Raw genomic sequence first — 15,365 nt, forward strand, 5'->3', positions numbered from 1 at the left:
CGCTCAAGTCATCGCCACCGCCGCCGATACCAAGCCCATGTCCCATGACCTGCTCAACCGCATCGACCAGCGTACGCGCCTGGCCGGCCACAATCGTCTGGCCCTGCTGCTGTTCCGGCTGGGGGGACGTCAGCTTTTTGGCGTGAACGTGTTCAAGGTGCAGGAAGTCCTGCGGCGCCCGGATCTGTTCCAGGTGCCCGGGCTGCCCAGCCAGTTCGCCGGTGTGGCCGATGTGCGTGGCCGCTCGGTGCCGGTGCTGGACCTGGGCCTGGCGATCGGCCATCCCGAGCGTGAGCCCGATGCCGACAAGGCGCCGGGCTATCTGGTGGTGACCGAGTTCAACCGCTCCATCCAGGGCTTCCTGGTCAGTGGTGTGGAACGCATCGTCAACATCGCCGTGGAAGACATCCATCCGCCACCGGAACTGGGCGCCGAATCGAGCTACCTGACGGCGGTGACCCGCTTCCAGGGCGAGCTTATCCAGGTGATCGACGTGGAAAGCGTGCTGGCCGACATCGCCGAGATCCGGGGCGAAGCGGTGCTGGACCCGTCCATGGCCCTGCCCCCCGATGCCCCGCCGATGCAGGTGCTGGTGGTGGACGATTCGCGCGTGGCCCGCCAGCAGATCCGCAGCGTGCTGGACCAGCTGGGGGTCGGGGCGACCCTGCTGTCGGACGGCAAGCAGGCGTTGGACCACCTGCTGCAGATCCACGCCTCGGGCGAGAACCCGGCCGAGCGCTACGCCATGGTGATCTCCGATATCGAGATGCCGGCGATGGATGGTTACACCCTGACGACGGAAATCCGGCGTCACCCGGGCCTGGCCGGCCTGTACGTGCTGCTGCACACGTCCTTGTCGGGCGTGTTCAACAACGCGATGGTCGAGCGGGTCGGTGCGAACGCGTTCGTGGCCAAGTACTCCCCGCATGAGCTGGCGGACTTCCTGCTGGACCGCCTGCGCAAGGTGGCGATGGCGGCGTAAAGGGCGGCCGGCCCTGGTGTCGGCGCCCTCCCTCGGGTTGGTTGACGGCATCCACGCATGGCGTGGATCTACGCCGAGGGCTGTTTCCTGACTCCACGCGGGGCCTTGGCCTCCCTGGCGTGGTGAATCTCCCGGCGTGAATGATGCCGCCGGGCACCGGCCCCTCTCTTCTGCCGCCCCTCTGGCACGCCGCTTGCACTGCCCCAGGCATCGTCCCGTGGGAGTGCGTCATGCCCAATCTGATTTCGAACTATCTGGGTGTCCACGCCCAGGCCATGCCGTTGCGCGAGCAGCGGATGAAGCTGATCGCCAGCAACCTGAGCAATGCCGACACCCCCGGGTACAAGGCCCAGGACCTGGACTTCGATGCCGCCCTGCGCAATGCCCAGGGCCTGGATGGCAACGGTCTGCTGAAGACCACCAGTGAAAAGCACTATGAGATCGGCGGCGGGTTGAACCCGTTCCAGATCGCCAAGGAAGGCGTGCAGCCGAGCATCGACGGCAACACCGTCGACCCGGATGCCGAACGCGCCGCCTACGGCCGCGCCGCGCTGGAGTACCGCGCCTCGCTGAGCTTCGTCGAATCCAAGGTGCGCTCGATGCTCACCGCGATCACGGGGCAATAAGCCATGAGCAATCTGCCCATTTTCGATATCGCCGGCTCTGCGCTGCAGGCGCAGTCCGTGCGCATGAGCACCATCGCTTCCAACCTCTCCAACGCCGATACCGTCGCCGGGTCGGCCGGTGCGGTCTACAAGCCGCTGGAGCCGATCTTCCAGTCGGTCACCAGCCGCACCGACCCGAACATCACCACGGTGCAGGTCAAGGAAATCAGCCAGAGCAACGCCGCGCCGATCCAGCGCTACGAGCCGGGCCACCCGCTCGCCGATGCCGATGGCTACATCTACCAGCCCGATGTGGATCCGGTCGCGCAGATGGTCAACCTGATCTCCACCTCGCGCAATTACCAGGCCGGCGTGGAAATGCTGACCACCGCCAAGGAACTGGCGCTGGCCACGCTGACCATGGGTCGCTGACCCTCTTACCGCAGGAATCCCCTCCCATGAGCAGCACCAACGGCGTTGGCCAGAACAGCAGCGATATCTACACCGCGCTGGGCCTGAACGCGCCCAACAGCGATACCAGCAAGAAAAAGAGCACCCTGGACCAGGCCGATTTCATGCGCCTGATGACCGAGCAGCTGCGGCACCAGGACCCGCTCAAGCCGATGGACAACACCCAGATGGTCGCGCAGATGGCGCAGCTGTCGCAGGTCCAGGGCATCACCGACCTCAACAACACGGTCAAGGGCTTCCAGGATTCGATGTCCAGCGACCAGATCCTGCGCGGCGCGGCCCTGGTCGGCCACGAAGTGCTGGTGCCGTCGGAGAAGCTCGCGCTGGAGAAGGACGGTGACGTCACCGGCATGGTCGCCGCGCCCGGCGCCGGCTTCGTGACGGTGGACATCACCGATGCCAACGGCGTCAAGGTCAACCAGATCAGCGTGGAAGCCAAGGCCTCCGGCGAAGTCACCTTCGACTGGGACGGCAAGGACGCCAACGGCAACCGCATGGCCGACGGCACCTACACCATCGCCGCCTCGCATACCGATACCGCCGGCACCAAGACCAAGCTCAACACCTACGTTCAGGCCCCGGTGGAGAGCGTCACCGTCGGCACGGACGGCCTGTACCTCAACCTCAAGGGTCTGGGCACGGCCCCGATCGACTACGTGCTCCGCATCAGCTGAGCCGCCTTACCCGCATCCACAGGAGCATCCCATGGGCTTCAACGTCTCGTTGTCCGGCATCAACGCAGCCAATGCCGATCTGAACGTCACCGCGAACAACATCGCCAACGTCAACACCACCGGCTTCAAGCAGTCGCGCGCGGAGTTCGCCGATCTGTTCTCGGCCACCAGCTATGGCCTGTCCAAGAACGCGGTCGGTTCCGGCGTGCGGGTGACCAACGTCGCCCAGCAGTTCTCGCAGGGCAACAACGAACAGACCGGGCGCAGCCTGGACATGGCCATTTCCGGCGAAGGTTTCTTTACCCTGACCATGAACGGTGAGCGCGTGTACTCGCGCGCCGGCAACTTCCAGACCGACCAGGCCGGCTACGTGACCAACCCGCAGGGCGCGCGCCTGCAGGTGTTCGCCCCGAACGCGGACGGCACCAACTTCGATGCCGGCCGCCTGACCGACCTGCAGCTGATGACCACCGACAGCCCGCCGCGGCAGACCGGCAAGGTCGATGTGAGCTTCACCCTGCCGGCCAACGCCAAGCAGCCGACGGTCGACACCTTCGACCCGACCGACTCCAACAGCTACAACCACTCCACCGGCGGCATCACCGTGTACGACTCGCTGGGCGTGAGCCACACCCAGACCTCCTACTTCGTGAAGACCGACAACCCGAACGAGTGGCAGGTCTACAACTATGTGGACGGCAAGGCTGCCGGTACCCCGACCACGCTGCAGTTCTCCGACAGCGGTGCGTTGACCAGCCCGGCCAACGGCCAGATCGTCATGGATCCGTTCACCCCGACCACCGGCGCCGGCGTGCTGTCGATGTCGCTGAACCTGAGCGGTTCGACCCAGTACGGCGAGAAGTTCGCGCTGCGCAACACCCAGCAGGACGGCTATGCAGCGGGCAAGCTCAACGAGATCACCGTCTCCGAAGAGGGCATCGTCTACGCGCGCTACTCCAATGGCGACGACAAGGCGCTGGGCCAGGTGGCCCTGACCACCTTCAACAACGCACAGGGCCTGGAAGCCAAGGGCAACAACCTGTGGACGGAGAGCTTCGCTTCCGGCACCCCGCGTACCGGTGCACCGGACAGCTCCAACCTGGGCAAGATCCAGGCCGGTTCGCTGGAAGCCTCCACGGTCGACCTGACCGAGCAGCTGGTCAACATGATCACCGCCCAGCGCAACTTCCAGGCCAACTCGCAGATGGTCTCCACGCAGGACCAGATCACCCAGACCATCATCAACCTGCGTTGATGAGCCACTGACCGCAACACGGGACTACACCGATGGACAAGGCACTCTACGTCGCGATGACCGGTGCACGCGCTTCCCTGCAGGCGCAGGGCACGCTGTCGCACAATCTGGCCAACACCGATACCCCCGGCTTCAAGGAGGCGCTCGCCAACACCGAGGCCTTCCCGATCAAAGGGACCGGCTATGCCTCGCGCGTGGATGCCCTGCACGTGGATGCCGGCTTCAACCGGCGCATGGGCGCCCAGCAGATCACCGGCAACCCGCTGGATCTGTCCCTGCAGGCCGGCAACTGGCTGGCCGTGCAGGCACCCGGCGCCAATGCGGGTGAGGCGTATACCCGGGGCGCGGCGCTGTCGATCACGCCCAATGGCCAGCTGGTGACCGCCGGCGGCCATCCGGTGCTGGATGAGAACAGCAATCCGATCGCGATCCCGCCGCACCAGGCGATGGACATCGGCAACGACGGCACGATCTCGATCATTCCGTTGGGCGAAGGCCCGCAGACGATGGCCAACGTGGGTCGCATCCGCGTGGTGCAGGCCGACGACGCACGGCTGGAACGCGGCCTGGATGGACTGATGCGCAACACCGACCCACAGCAGCCGTTCGTGCAGGCCCAGGGCAAGTCGCTGGAAAGCGGCCAGCTGGAAGGCAGCAACGTGGATGCCGCCGGTGCACTGGTGCAGATGATCCAGCTGCAGCGCCAGTACGAAATGCAGGTGAAAGTCATCAAGCACGGCGATGACAACGCGCGCAGCGCCAACAGCCTGCTGCGCCTGGGCGGCTGACCGCGCGCCGTGACGTAATCCCGGCGCCGTTCTGGCACGCGCCATGCATTGCCCTTCGCAAGGGCCGCACCACGCGGCCACCCGCTACAACACAGGAATGACGCCATGAACCAGGCATTGTGGATCGCCAAGACCGGACTGGATGCGCAGCAGACGCGCATGTCGGTGGTTTCCAACAACCTCGCCAACACCAACACCACCGGTTTCAAGCAGGACCGTGCCAGCTTTGAAGATCTGCTGTACCAGCAGGTCCGTCAGCCCGGCGGCGCTTCCTCGGCGCAGACGCAGTTGCCGTCGGGCCTGCAGCTGGGCACCGGTGTGCGCGTGGTCGCCACCTCAAAGAACTTCGAGCAGGGCAGCCAGCAGCAGACCGGCCGCGCGCTGGATGTGATGGTCAACGGCCGCGGCTTCTTTGAAGTGCAGATGCCGGATGGTTCTTCGGCCTATACCCGCGATGGCTCATTCCAGCGCAACCAGGATGGCGAGCTGGTCACCAACAGCGGCTACCCGGTGCAGCCGGGCATCCAGATTCCCGAAGGCGCGCAGTCGCTCACCATCGGCACCGACGGCACCATCAGCGTGAAGATGGCCGACGACGCCGCCTCGGTGGAAATCGGCGCGCTGACCCTGACCGACTTCGTCAATCCAGCGGGCCTGCAGGCGCGCGGTGAAAACCTGTTCCTGGAAACCACCGCCTCCGGCCCGGCGCAGAACGGCAACCCCGGCCTGAACGGCCTGGGCACCGTGGTGCAGGGTGCACTGGAAGGCAGCAACGTCAACGTGGTGGAAGAACTGGTCTCGATGATCGAAACCCAGCGCGCCTACGAAATGAACGCCAAGGCGATCTCCACCACCGACGCCATGCTCGGCTACCTCAACCAGAACGTCTGATCGGTCGACCCGGGAACCTGCCATGTCGCGTCTTGCCCCTGCCCTCCGCCTGCTCGCCGCCGCCGTCATCGTCGCCACCCTGAGTGGCTGCGTGATCGCCGGCGATGTCCGCCCCTACCCGGCCATGGCGCCGGTGGAACCGATCATGCCGCCCTCGGCCCAGGCCACGGCCGGTGCGATCTACGCCGCCGGCCCCGGCCTGCAGCTGTACTCGGACCGGCGCGCCCGCGATGTGGGCGACCTGCTTACGATCACGCTGACCGAGAACACCACCGCGCAGACCACCGCCAACACCTCCACCTCGAAAGAGTCGGAGCTGAGCATCGGCACGCCGACCATCTTCGGCGCCCCGGTCACGCTCGGCGGCAAGGACATCCTCAGTGCCAGCGCCGCCGGCTCACGCGATTTCACCGGCAAGGGCACCAGCGCGCAGAGCAACCGCCTGCAGGGCAGCGTGACGGTCACCGTGATCCAGCGCCTGCCCAACGGCAACCTGGTCGTGCAGGGCGCCAAGAACCTGCGCCTTAACCGGGGCGATGAGCTGGTGCAGGTGCAGGGCATCGTGCGCGCGGCGGACATCTTCCCGGACAACACCATTCCCTCCAGCCGCGTTGCCGATGCCCGCATCGTCTACGGCGGCCGCGGCGCGATCGCCCAATCCAACGCGATGGGCTGGCTGAGCCGCTTCTTCAACTCGGCGCTGGCGCCGTACTGAGCCTGACATGACCTTCTCCCTTTCCCTGTTCCGGCAGCGACGCATGGCGTACCCCCACGTGGCGAAGCAGCGACGCGCGGCGTCGCTCTACATGGTGACGCAACGCATGGTGTCGCACGGCGCGACGCGTGCCGTGCTGGCGCTGCTGGCCGTGTTCGCGCTGGTCGCGCCCGCCTCCGCCGAGCGCATCAAGGACCTGGCCCAGGTCGGCGGCGTGCGTGGCAACGCGCTGGTCGGCTACGGCCTGGTGGTCGGCCTGGATGGCAGCGGCGACCGCACCAGCCAGGCGCCCTTCACCGTGCAGAGCCTGAAGAACCTGTTGGGCGAGCTGGGCGTCAACGTACCGGCCAACGTCAACCCGCAGTTGAAGAACGTGGCGGCCGTGGCCATCCATGCCGAGCTGCCGCCGTTCGCCAAGCCCGGCCAGCCGATCGACATCACCGTTTCCTCGGTGGGCAACGCGGTCTCGCTGCGCGGCGGCTCGCTGCTGATGGCGCCGCTGCGCGGTGCCGATGGGCAGGTCTACGCCATCGCCCAGGGCAACCTGATCGTCGGCGGCTTCGGTGCGCAGGGCAAGGATGGCTCGCGCGTGTCGGTCAACGTGCCCAGCGTCGGCCGCATTCCCAATGGCGCCACCGTCGAGCGTGCGCTGCCGGATGTGTTCAGCGGCGGTGGCGACATCACCCTGAACCTGCACAAGAACGACTTCACCACGGTCTCGCGGATGGTGGCGGCACTGAACACCGCCTTCGGTGAAGGCGCCGCCCGCGCGATCGATGGCGTCACCGTGGCGGTCAACGCGCCGTCCGATCCGGGCGCGCGCATCGGCCTGCTGGCGCGTATCGAAAACCTGGAACTGACCCCCGGCAGTGCGCCGGCCAAGGTGGTGGTCAATTCGCGTACCGGTACGGTGGTGATCGGCGCGCAGGTGCGCGTGGGCGCTGCGGCGATCTCCCATGGCTCGCTGACCGTGACCATCAACGAGAACGCCAACGTCAGCCAGCCGGGCGCGTTCAGTGGCGGCCAGACCGTGGTGACGCCGCAGTCGACCATCACCGCGACCAACGATGGCAGCCGCATGTTCAAGTTCAACGGCGGCACCACGCTGGATGAAATCGTGCACGCGGTGAATGCCGTGGGCGCGGCCCCGGGCGATCTGATCGCCATCCTGGAAGCCCTCAAGCAGGCCGGCGCGCTCAGTGCCGAACTCGAGGTGATCTGACATGCGCATCCAACCGGCCCTGGAACTCAATCCCGCCCAGCCCAACAGCCCGGCCAAGGTCGACAAGGTTGCCCGCCAGCTGGAAGGCCAGTTCGCGCAGATGCTGATCAAGAGCATGCGCGAGGCGAGCTTCGGCGATTCGCTGTTCCCCGGCGAAAACACCATGTTCCGCGAGATGTACGACCAGAAGATCGCCGATGCGATGACCCGCGGCCGCGGCCTGGGGCTGTCGAGCATGATCGCGCGCCAGCTGGGCGGCGCCGAGGGCGAGACGGCCAAGCCGGTCGATACCACGCTCAACCCGGCCGCGGCCCTGCGCGCCTATCAACTCAATGCACCGGCCGCCGCCATGCCCTTGCCGGCCAGCACCGCGCCGTCCGCGCCACGCGAGGTCGACCTGCTGCAGCAGTTGAACGGCGATGCACCGTCCGCGGTGCTGCAGCCGATGGAACGCGCGCTGGACCTGATTGCCGGCCGTGAAAGCAGCCAGATGCACGAGGCGATCGGCCGCAGCGATCCCTACGCGGCGACCCCTGTGACCGATCCAGCCAGCGCCGACTGGGCCATGGCCGATGACCGCTGGACCGGCGTCAACCGCACTACGGCCACCGGCCCGAGCGCCGCCGATACCCTGGCGGCCAACACAGCCGCCGCCGAGCTCGGCCCGCACACGCCGGAAGGCTTCGTGGCCAGCATCTGGGGCCATGCGCAGCAGGCCGCGCGCGAACTGGGCGTGGATGCCAAGGCGCTGGTCGCCCAGGCCGCGCTGGAAACCGGCTGGGGCCGCAAGCTGGTCCGCCGCAGTGGCGGTGACAGCTCGCACAACCTGTTCGGGATCAAGGCCAATGGCTGGCAGGGTGAGCGCGCCACCAGCGGCACCCACGAGTACGTCAACGGTGTGCGCCGCAACGAGACGGCGAGCTTCCGCGCCTACAACTCGGTGGGCGAGAGCTTCGCCGACTACGTGCGCCTGCTCAAGACCAGCCCGCGCTACCAGAACGCCCTCCAGGCCGGCAGCAACGTGCGCAGCTTCGCGCAGGGGCTGCAGCGCGCCGGCTACGCCACCGATCCGACCTACGCGGCCAAGATCGCCGCGATCGCCGGCGGCCCGACCATCGAGCGCGCCGTCGCGGCGGTGAGCGATGCCGGCGAGCGCCTGGGCCGCACTTTTGCCAGCACCGCCAGCCCGACCGGGCTGGGTGTCATCCGTCGTTGAGGTAACCCATGTCCAGCGTACTCTCCACCGGCACCAGCGCCCTGCTCGCTTTCCAGCGGGCCCTGGCGACCACCAGCCACAACGTCGCCAACATCAAAACGCCCGGCTACAGCCGGCAGAAAGTGGACTTCGCCACCGCCAACCCGCAGAACTACGGGTATGGCGACGTCGGCAATGGCACCCGCATCACCGATGTCCGCCGCGTGGCGGACCAGCTGGCCATCTCGCGCCTGCTCGATGGCAGCGGTGAGCTGGCGCGTCTGAAGCAGTTGTCCACGATGGCCGACCGGGTCGATGCCATGTTCTCCGACGCCTCCACCAACGTCGCCGGGGTCTGGTCGAATTTCTTCGATTCGGTCAGCGGACTCTCGTCCAACGCCTCGGGCAGCGCCGACCGGCAGAACGTGCTGGACAGCGGCAAGACCCTGGCCAACCGCTTCCAGCAGCTCAATACCCAGCTCAACAACCTCAATGGCGAGGTCAACAATGGCCTGATCGCCGGCGCCACCGAGATCAACCGGTTGGCCCAGGAGATCGCCCAGCTCAATGGTTCCATCGGCAGCAACGCGGCCACGGCCGCCCCGGACCTGCTCGATCGCCGGGACCAGCTGATCGCCAACCTGGTCGGCTACACCGGCGGCAACGCGGTGATGCAGGACGGCGGCATCATGAATGTCTATACCGCCGGCGGCCAGGCCCTGGTGGTGGGCACCACTGCCTCCAAGGTCACCACCGTCACCGATCCGTACCAGCCAGAGCGCCTGCAGCTGGCGCTGGAAAGCCAGGGCCAGAAGATCACCATCGATGGCAAGACCCTCGGCGGCCAGATCGGTGGCCTGCTGGAGTTCCGCGATACCGTCCTGACCCCGGCGCAGGCCGAGCTGGGCAAGCTGGCGATCGGCATGGCCAGCAGCTTCAACGACGTCCACCGCCAGGGCGCGGATCTGTACGGCAACATGGGCGGCGACTTCTTCACCATCGGCAACCCACGCATCACCGCCAACAGCAGCAACACCGGCACCGCCAGCATGAGCGCCAGCTTCGGCGATCTGTCCAAGCTGGATGGCCAGAACATCGTGATGAAGTTCGATGGCACCCAGTGGCAGGCCACCCGCGCCGACACCGGCGCCACGGTCCCGATGACCGGCACCGGCACCGCAACCGACCCGCTGGTGCTCAATGGCGTCAGCCTGGTCATGAGCGGCGCGCCGGCCAAGGACGACCGCTTCCTGCTGCAGCCCACCGCAGGCGTGGCCGGCAGCATGGAAGTGGCGATCACCGACACCTCGCGCATCGCCGCCGCCGCGCCGATCAAGGGCACCGCCGCGATGGCCAACACCGGCACCGGCAAGCTCACCGGGGTCAAGGTGACCGACGCGGAGAACGCGGCGCTGCGTAATCCGGCGGCGATCGTGTTCATCAGTGCCACCGAATACACGATCGATGGCGTCGGCCCGAACACCTACACCGCCGGGCAGACCATCACCGCCAACGGCTGGAGCTTCGTGCTGGACGGTGCGCCCAAGCAGGGGGACACCTTCAACATCGGGCCGACCCCGGCCGGTTCCTCGGACAACAGCAATGCGCTGCTGTTGGCCAAGGTCGAAGACGCCAAAACGTTCAATGCAGGCACGGTGACGCTCAACGGCGCGCTGGGCGGCTTGACCACCCAGGTCGGCGCCGCCGCCCGCTCGGCTGAGTACTCGCTGCAGGCCCAGCAGGTGATCACCGACCAGGCCCAGGCCGCACGCGATTCGATATCCGGCGTGAACCTGGATGAGGAAGCGGCCGACATGCTCCGCCTTCAACAGGCCTACCAGGCGGCATCGCAGCTGATCTCCACCGCCGACACCATGTTCCAGACGATCCTGGGAGCCGTACGCTCATGAACAACCGCATCTCTACCGGCATGATGTTCAACCAGTCGGTTTCGCTGATGCTGGCCAAGCAGGCCAAGCTGAACCATCTGGAGAACCAGATCGCCACCGGGAGCAAGATCGTCTCCGCCAAGGACGACCCGGTCTCGGCCGGCGCTGCCGTCGGCCTGGATCGTGTCGTCGCCGGGCTGGAGCAGTTGGGCAAGAACGCCAACAACGTCCAGAACCGCCTCGGCATGCAGGAGAACGCGCTGGCGCAGGTCAACGACCTGATGTCGCGCGCGGTCGAGCTGAGCATCCAGGCCAACAGCCCGGTACCCAAGAGCAGCGACCTGAAGGCAATCGTCAGCGAGCTGAAGGCCATCCAGCAGAGCCTGTTGTCGCTGGCCAATTCCAAAGACGGCAGTGGCCGCTACCTCTTCGGCGGAAACAACGATGCTGACGCCCCCTTCCTGCTCACCGGCGGCAGCGTCAGCTACACCGGTGACCAGAGCCAGCGACAGGTGGAGGTCGCCCCCGGGCAACTGGTGTCCGACGCCCTGCCCGGCAGCGACATCTTCATGCGCATCCGCACCGGCGATGGCGCGGTGGATGCCAGTGCGAGCGCCGCCAACACCGGCAGCGGCCTGCTGACCTCGGTCAGTCGCGACGGCACCGGCGCGTGGGCAGGCGGTTCGCTGACCGTGCACTTCACCGATGCCGGCGACGGCGCTTACGAAGTTCTGGACGCCGGCGGCGCCGTAGTCGGCACTGGCACGCATGCTGCCGGGGAAGACATCGTGGTCGCCGGGGTTCGTCTTCGTATCGAAGGCAAGCCCGCCGCAGGCGATGCGTTCAACGTTGGCGATGCGGATACACGCGACATCTTCTCCACCTTGGACAAGCTGGTCAGCGCGCTGGAAGCTGATCCGTCGACCGACAGCGATCGCACGGCACTGCAGAACACCCTGCAGTCCAGCATCCGCGACATCACCCGCGCATCGGAAAACATGATCGATGCGCGTGCCAAAGGCGGTGCCCAACTGGCCGCCATAGACAGCGCGGCCAGTGCGCGTGAATCCACCGCTGTCACCGTCAAATCCACGCTGTCGACCATGCGTGACCTCGACTACGCCGATGCCATCGGCCAGTACAAGCTGGAGAGCGCTGCTCTCCAGGCCGCACAGACGATTTTCAGCCAGATGCAGTCGATGTCCCTCTTCAACATGATCCGCTGATCCCCCTTCCCTTCATCTGAATCCACGCAGGGCGCATCCCGCGCCAGACCCACCCGACCCGAATCGAGCACCCACGGAGACGCAACATGGCACAGATCATCAACACCAACACGATGTCGCTGAATGCTCAGCGCAACCTGACCACCAGCAGCAACTCGCTGGCCACCTCCATCCAGCGCCTGTCGTCCGGCCTGCGCATCAACAGCGCCAAGGATGATGCGGCCGGCCTGGCGATCTCCGAGCGCTTCACCACCCAGATCCGTGGCCTGAACCAGGCCGCGCGCAACGCCAACGACGGCATTTCGCTGGCGCAGACCGCTGAAGGTGCACTGGGCGAAGTCGGCAACAACCTGCAGCGCATCCGCGAGCTGGCCGTGCAGGCCCGCAGCGCCACCAACTCCTCCTCCGATCGCCAGGCGCTGAATGCCGAAGTGCAGTTGCTGAAGCAGGAGATCCAGCGCGTGGCCGAACAGACCACGTTCAACGGCACGAATCTGCTCGACGGCAGCTTCACCAACCAGGCCTTCCAGATCGGTGCCGATCAGGGCCAGACGATCAGCATTTCGCAGATCGCCAATGCGAATGTACATAAGCTGGGCAGCTGGACCAGTGCCTCGACGAACGCGTCTGCTCAGGGCATCACGCCGGATGGTGGTGCAGTCAAGGCGGAAGCATCCATCTCGGCAGCGTCCGGCACCTTCCAGCCGGTCGGTGCGGGTGGAACGGTTGCGTACAACCTCACTGTCGGCAGCGTAGAGATCCTGGGCCGCGCAGCCGGCACTGCTGTCTCGGCGGCTGATATGCAGACGGCATTCGACGCCAAGACTGAGCAGCTCAAGGCCGCCGGCATTACCGTTACGGGCACCGTCGCGGATGGGGATATCCAGTTCAGCCGCGCAGATGGCGGCAACTTCACCATTACCCAGACCGGCGGCGGCTTCGACGGCGCTACGTTTGCAGCCGCCGTCAACAACGGTAGCGAAGCCACACCAGCGACCTTTGGCAAGACCAGCTTCACCATCACCGGCACCGTGGACGGCATCCCGGGTCAGGCAGTGACCATTGACCTTGACAGTGCCAAGACCGCAGCAGAGCGCTCGACTCAGATGGTCAACGCCATCAATGCCAAGACCCACGAAACCGGCGTAAGCGCTTCGCTGGTGGATGGGGCGCTGAAGCTGACGTCGAAGGACGAGAACTTCACCGTGGGTGCCATCGGCACGGATCAGACCGCGGCTGCGGCTGCGTTGGCGCAGCAGACCGGCCTGACCGCCGGCGCGACCACCAACTACGCCGCTGGCACTGCTCAGGTTGGCTTCGCCGAGCTGGACATTTCCAACCAGGAGAACGCTGACAACGCCATCCTCGCGATGGACGCTGCGTTGAATTCCATCAACTCGGCCCGCGCGGACCTGGGCGCGATCCAGAACCGATTCACCTCGACTATTGCCAACCTGAACACCACCTCGGAAAACCTTTCCGCCGCGCGCAGCCGTATCCGCGACGTGGACTACGCACAGGAAACCGCCGAGCTGACCCGCGGCCAGATCCTGCAACAGGCGGGCACGGCCATGCTGGCCCAGGCCAACCAGGTGCCGCAGAACGTGTTGCGACTGCTGCAGTCGTAAGCCGCCGCCGGTAGTGAGCTCAGAAGGGGCCCCGCCATGCAGATGGCGGGGCTTTTTCGTTGGCCGCCGGGAAAAAAACAGTAAAGACCGCTAAAGGCAGGACGTGCAGTGCCGTTATTGATTTCAGCAGCGGTAGCACACCCCTTGGTGGGGCGCCAGCCACTGCCCCCCGAAACCGGTCAGGCTGCTCTGCCGGACACACTGCCAACAAGGAAACCGCACAATGGCACAAGTCATCAACACCAACACCATGTCGCTGAACGCCCAGCGCAACCTGAGCACCAGCGGCACCAACCTGGCCACCACGATCCAGCGCCTGTCCTCCGGCCTGCGCATCAACAGCGCCAAGGATGACGCGGCCGGCCTGGCCATTTCCGAGCGCTTCAGCACCCAGATCCGCGGCGCCAACCAGGCCGCCCGCAACGCCAACGACGGCATCTCGCTGGCCCAGACCGCCGAAGGCGCCCTGGGTGAAATCGGCAACAACCTGCAGCGCGTCCGTGAACTGGCCGTGCAGTCGCGCAGCGCCACCAACTCCGATTCGGACCGCCAGGCGCTGAACGCGGAAGTCCAGCTGCTGAAGCAGGAAATCCAGCGCGTCGCCGAGCAGACCAACTTCAACGGCACCAACCTGCTGGACGGCAGCTTCACCAACCAGGCCTTCCAGATCGGCGCCAACCAGGGCCAGACGATCAACATCTCGCAGGTCGCCAACGCCAACATCAGCAAGCTGGGCAACTGGACGACGGCATCCAAGGCGGCCACGGCTAGCGGTGACGTGCCCGTCGGTGGCGCCAAGGATGCGATCGCGAATGCAACGGCAGGAACGATCAATGGCGCCAGCTTGGAGGATGCCACTGGCGCCGACGGCGCAAGGGCGTACGCAGCGTTCTCGTTCAGCATGTCCGGCGTTCAGATTGATGTTGCTGGCGTCACCGGCGGCGCAGATGTCGCCGCCGCACGCACGTCGATGATTGCCAACATCAACACGGCGCTTGCTGCAAAGTCCAGCGAACTGGCTGCGGCTGGCGTGTCCACGTCCTCAGCTGCCGGCGCCATCACCGTTTCGAACTCCGGTAAAGGCTTCAGCATCACTGGCGCGCCTTTCGTTGCTGCTGGCGTGACCGTCGCTGACGCCACTCAGATCGCAGAGGCCGCCGACTTCTCGACCGGCGTCACCGCTGGCCAGCTGCAGATCAGCAAGAGCGATGGTTCGGGCTTCGTCGACATCACCGTCGGTGGCGCAAAGACCGCTGGCGATCGCAGCACCGCGCTGGTCAACGCAATCAATGCGAAGACCCACGAAACGGGCGTCACCGCTTCGCTGCTGGAAGGCAAGCTGCAGCTGACCTCGGAAAAGGCCAACTTCGAAGTGAAGAGCAGCCTGACTGCCGACAAACTGAAGGATGCCACCGGCCTCGCCGCCACCACCGCCAAGTTCACTGCCGGCAAGGCTGCTGAAGGCTTTGCCGACCTGGACATCTCGTCCAAGGACGGTGCCGACAACGCCATCCTGGCAATGGACGCAGCCCTGAACTCGATCAACTCCTCGCGAGCTGACCTGGGCGCCATCCAGAACCGCTTCACCTCGGTGGTTGCGAACCTGAACACCTCGTCGGAGAACATGTCCGCCGCCCGTAGCCGTATCCGCGACGTGGACTACGCTTCGGAAACCGCCGAGCTGACCCGCAACCAGATCCTGCAGCAGGCCGGTACCGCCATGCTGGCCCAGGCCAACCAGTCCAGCCAGAACGTGCTGAGCCTGCTGCGCTGATCCAGCGGTAGTACCTTGCAGTAACGGGAAGGGGGCGAAAGCCCCCTTCT

General features: G+C 66.1%; 14 protein-coding genes and 1 pseudogene. All 15 read left to right on the forward strand.

Features of this window, described 5'->3' with window-relative positions; all coding sequences use genetic code 11:
* Positions 1-37 precede the first annotated feature (37 nt).
* Positions 38-982: a chemotaxis protein gene (locus ABE571_RS01200; RefSeq protein ID WP_070471614.1), complete on the forward strand. Its 945-nt coding sequence runs from the start codon at positions 38-40 to the stop codon at positions 980-982.
* A 230-nt stretch (positions 983-1,212) separates the two neighbouring features.
* Complete coding sequence (gene flgB, locus ABE571_RS01205; protein ID WP_152150781.1) at positions 1,213-1,608, forward strand: flagellar basal body rod protein FlgB; 396 nt, start codon at positions 1,213-1,215, stop codon at positions 1,606-1,608.
* A gap of 3 nt (positions 1,609-1,611) precedes the next feature.
* Positions 1,612-2,019: a flagellar basal body rod protein FlgC gene (gene flgC / locus ABE571_RS01210; RefSeq protein ID WP_346493042.1), complete on the forward strand. Its 408-nt coding sequence runs from the start codon at positions 1,612-1,614 to the stop codon at positions 2,017-2,019.
* Positions 2,020-2,045: 26 nt separating this feature from the next.
* Positions 2,046-2,732 (forward strand): flagellar hook capping FlgD N-terminal domain-containing protein, encoded by a 687-nt coding sequence (locus tag ABE571_RS01215; protein ID WP_346493043.1) that lies wholly within the window; start codon positions 2,046-2,048, stop codon positions 2,730-2,732.
* Between the two features lie 31 nt (positions 2,733-2,763).
* On the forward strand, positions 2,764-3,987 hold the full coding sequence (flgE, locus tag ABE571_RS01220; protein WP_313212291.1) for a flagellar hook protein FlgE: 1,224 nt from the start codon (positions 2,764-2,766) through the stop codon (positions 3,985-3,987).
* A 32-nt stretch (positions 3,988-4,019) separates the two neighbouring features.
* Positions 4,020-4,775 carry a flagellar basal body rod protein FlgF gene (locus tag ABE571_RS01225; protein WP_121036760.1) on the forward strand — a complete coding sequence of 252 codons (756 nt, stop codon included), beginning with the start codon at positions 4,020-4,022 and terminating at the stop codon, positions 4,773-4,775.
* 105 nt (positions 4,776-4,880) lie between these two features.
* The gene (gene flgG, locus ABE571_RS01230; RefSeq protein WP_102788470.1) at positions 4,881-5,666 is read left to right on the forward strand and encodes a flagellar basal-body rod protein FlgG; all 786 of its coding nucleotides are present in this window, start codon (positions 4,881-4,883) and stop codon (positions 5,664-5,666) included.
* 22 nt (positions 5,667-5,688) lie between these two features.
* Entirely contained in the window at positions 5,689-6,381 is a 693-nt protein-coding gene (gene flgH / locus ABE571_RS01235; protein ID WP_346482288.1) for a flagellar basal body L-ring protein FlgH, read from the forward strand.
* 106 nt (positions 6,382-6,487) lie between these two features.
* On the forward strand, positions 6,488-7,603 hold the full coding sequence (locus ABE571_RS01240; RefSeq protein WP_346462694.1) for a flagellar basal body P-ring protein FlgI: 1,116 nt from the start codon (positions 6,488-6,490) through the stop codon (positions 7,601-7,603).
* A gap of 1 nt (position 7,604) precedes the next feature.
* On the forward strand, positions 7,605-8,819 hold the full coding sequence (gene flgJ, locus ABE571_RS01245; RefSeq protein WP_346493044.1) for a flagellar assembly peptidoglycan hydrolase FlgJ: 1,215 nt from the start codon (positions 7,605-7,607) through the stop codon (positions 8,817-8,819).
* 8 nt (positions 8,820-8,827) lie between these two features.
* Positions 8,828-10,708: a flagellar hook-associated protein FlgK gene (flgK, locus tag ABE571_RS01250; protein ID WP_346493045.1), complete on the forward strand. Its 1,881-nt coding sequence runs from the start codon at positions 8,828-8,830 to the stop codon at positions 10,706-10,708.
* Positions 10,705-11,913 (forward strand): flagellar hook-associated protein FlgL, encoded by a 1,209-nt coding sequence (flgL, locus tag ABE571_RS01255; RefSeq protein ID WP_346493046.1) that lies wholly within the window; start codon positions 10,705-10,707, stop codon positions 11,911-11,913. The genes flgK and flgL overlap by 4 nt, the downstream gene beginning before the upstream one ends.
* 86 nt (positions 11,914-11,999) lie before the next feature.
* Positions 12,000-12,692, forward strand: a pseudogene (locus ABE571_RS01260) (flagellin); the annotation flags it as partial.
* Between the two features lie 21 nt (positions 12,693-12,713).
* Positions 12,714-13,541 (forward strand): flagellin, encoded by an 828-nt coding sequence (locus ABE571_RS01265; RefSeq protein WP_346493119.1) that lies wholly within the window; start codon positions 12,714-12,716, stop codon positions 13,539-13,541.
* Positions 13,542-13,764: 223 nt separating this feature from the next.
* The gene (locus tag ABE571_RS01270) at positions 13,765-15,315 is read left to right on the forward strand and encodes a flagellin (protein WP_346482283.1); all 1,551 of its coding nucleotides are present in this window, start codon (positions 13,765-13,767) and stop codon (positions 15,313-15,315) included.
* Positions 15,316-15,365: the final 50 nt, after the last annotated feature.

This window comes from Stenotrophomonas sp. TWI273 (assembly GCF_039674765.1).
Classification (GTDB): domain Bacteria; phylum Pseudomonadota; class Gammaproteobacteria; order Xanthomonadales; family Xanthomonadaceae; genus Stenotrophomonas.

Bases quoted from the DNA above. Each gene is read 5' to 3' on its own strand.
- ABE571_RS01200 (WP_070471614.1), top strand. From the start codon at position 38: ATGTCCCATGACCTGCTCAACCGCATCGACCAGCGTACGCGCCTGGCC.
- flgB (WP_152150781.1), top strand. From the start codon at position 1,213: ATGCCCAATCTGATTTCGAACTATCTGGGTGTCCACGCCCAGGCCATG.
- flgC (WP_346493042.1), top strand. From the start codon at position 1,612: ATGAGCAATCTGCCCATTTTCGATATCGCCGGCTCTGCGCTGCAGGCG.
- ABE571_RS01215 (WP_346493043.1), top strand. From the start codon at position 2,046: ATGAGCAGCACCAACGGCGTTGGCCAGAACAGCAGCGATATCTACACC.
- flgE (WP_313212291.1), top strand. From the start codon at position 2,764: ATGGGCTTCAACGTCTCGTTGTCCGGCATCAACGCAGCCAATGCCGAT.
- ABE571_RS01225 (WP_121036760.1), top strand. From the start codon at position 4,020: ATGGACAAGGCACTCTACGTCGCGATGACCGGTGCACGCGCTTCCCTG.
- flgG (WP_102788470.1), top strand. From the start codon at position 4,881: ATGAACCAGGCATTGTGGATCGCCAAGACCGGACTGGATGCGCAGCAG.
- flgH (WP_346482288.1), top strand. From the start codon at position 5,689: ATGTCGCGTCTTGCCCCTGCCCTCCGCCTGCTCGCCGCCGCCGTCATC.
- ABE571_RS01240 (WP_346462694.1), top strand. From the start codon at position 6,488: ATGGTGTCGCACGGCGCGACGCGTGCCGTGCTGGCGCTGCTGGCCGTG.
- flgJ (WP_346493044.1), top strand. From the start codon at position 7,605: ATGCGCATCCAACCGGCCCTGGAACTCAATCCCGCCCAGCCCAACAGC.
- flgK (WP_346493045.1), top strand. From the start codon at position 8,828: ATGTCCAGCGTACTCTCCACCGGCACCAGCGCCCTGCTCGCTTTCCAG.
- flgL (WP_346493046.1), top strand. From the start codon at position 10,705: ATGAACAACCGCATCTCTACCGGCATGATGTTCAACCAGTCGGTTTCG.
- ABE571_RS01265 (WP_346493119.1), top strand. From the start codon at position 12,714: ATGCAGACGGCATTCGACGCCAAGACTGAGCAGCTCAAGGCCGCCGGC.
- ABE571_RS01270 (WP_346482283.1), top strand. From the start codon at position 13,765: ATGGCACAAGTCATCAACACCAACACCATGTCGCTGAACGCCCAGCGC.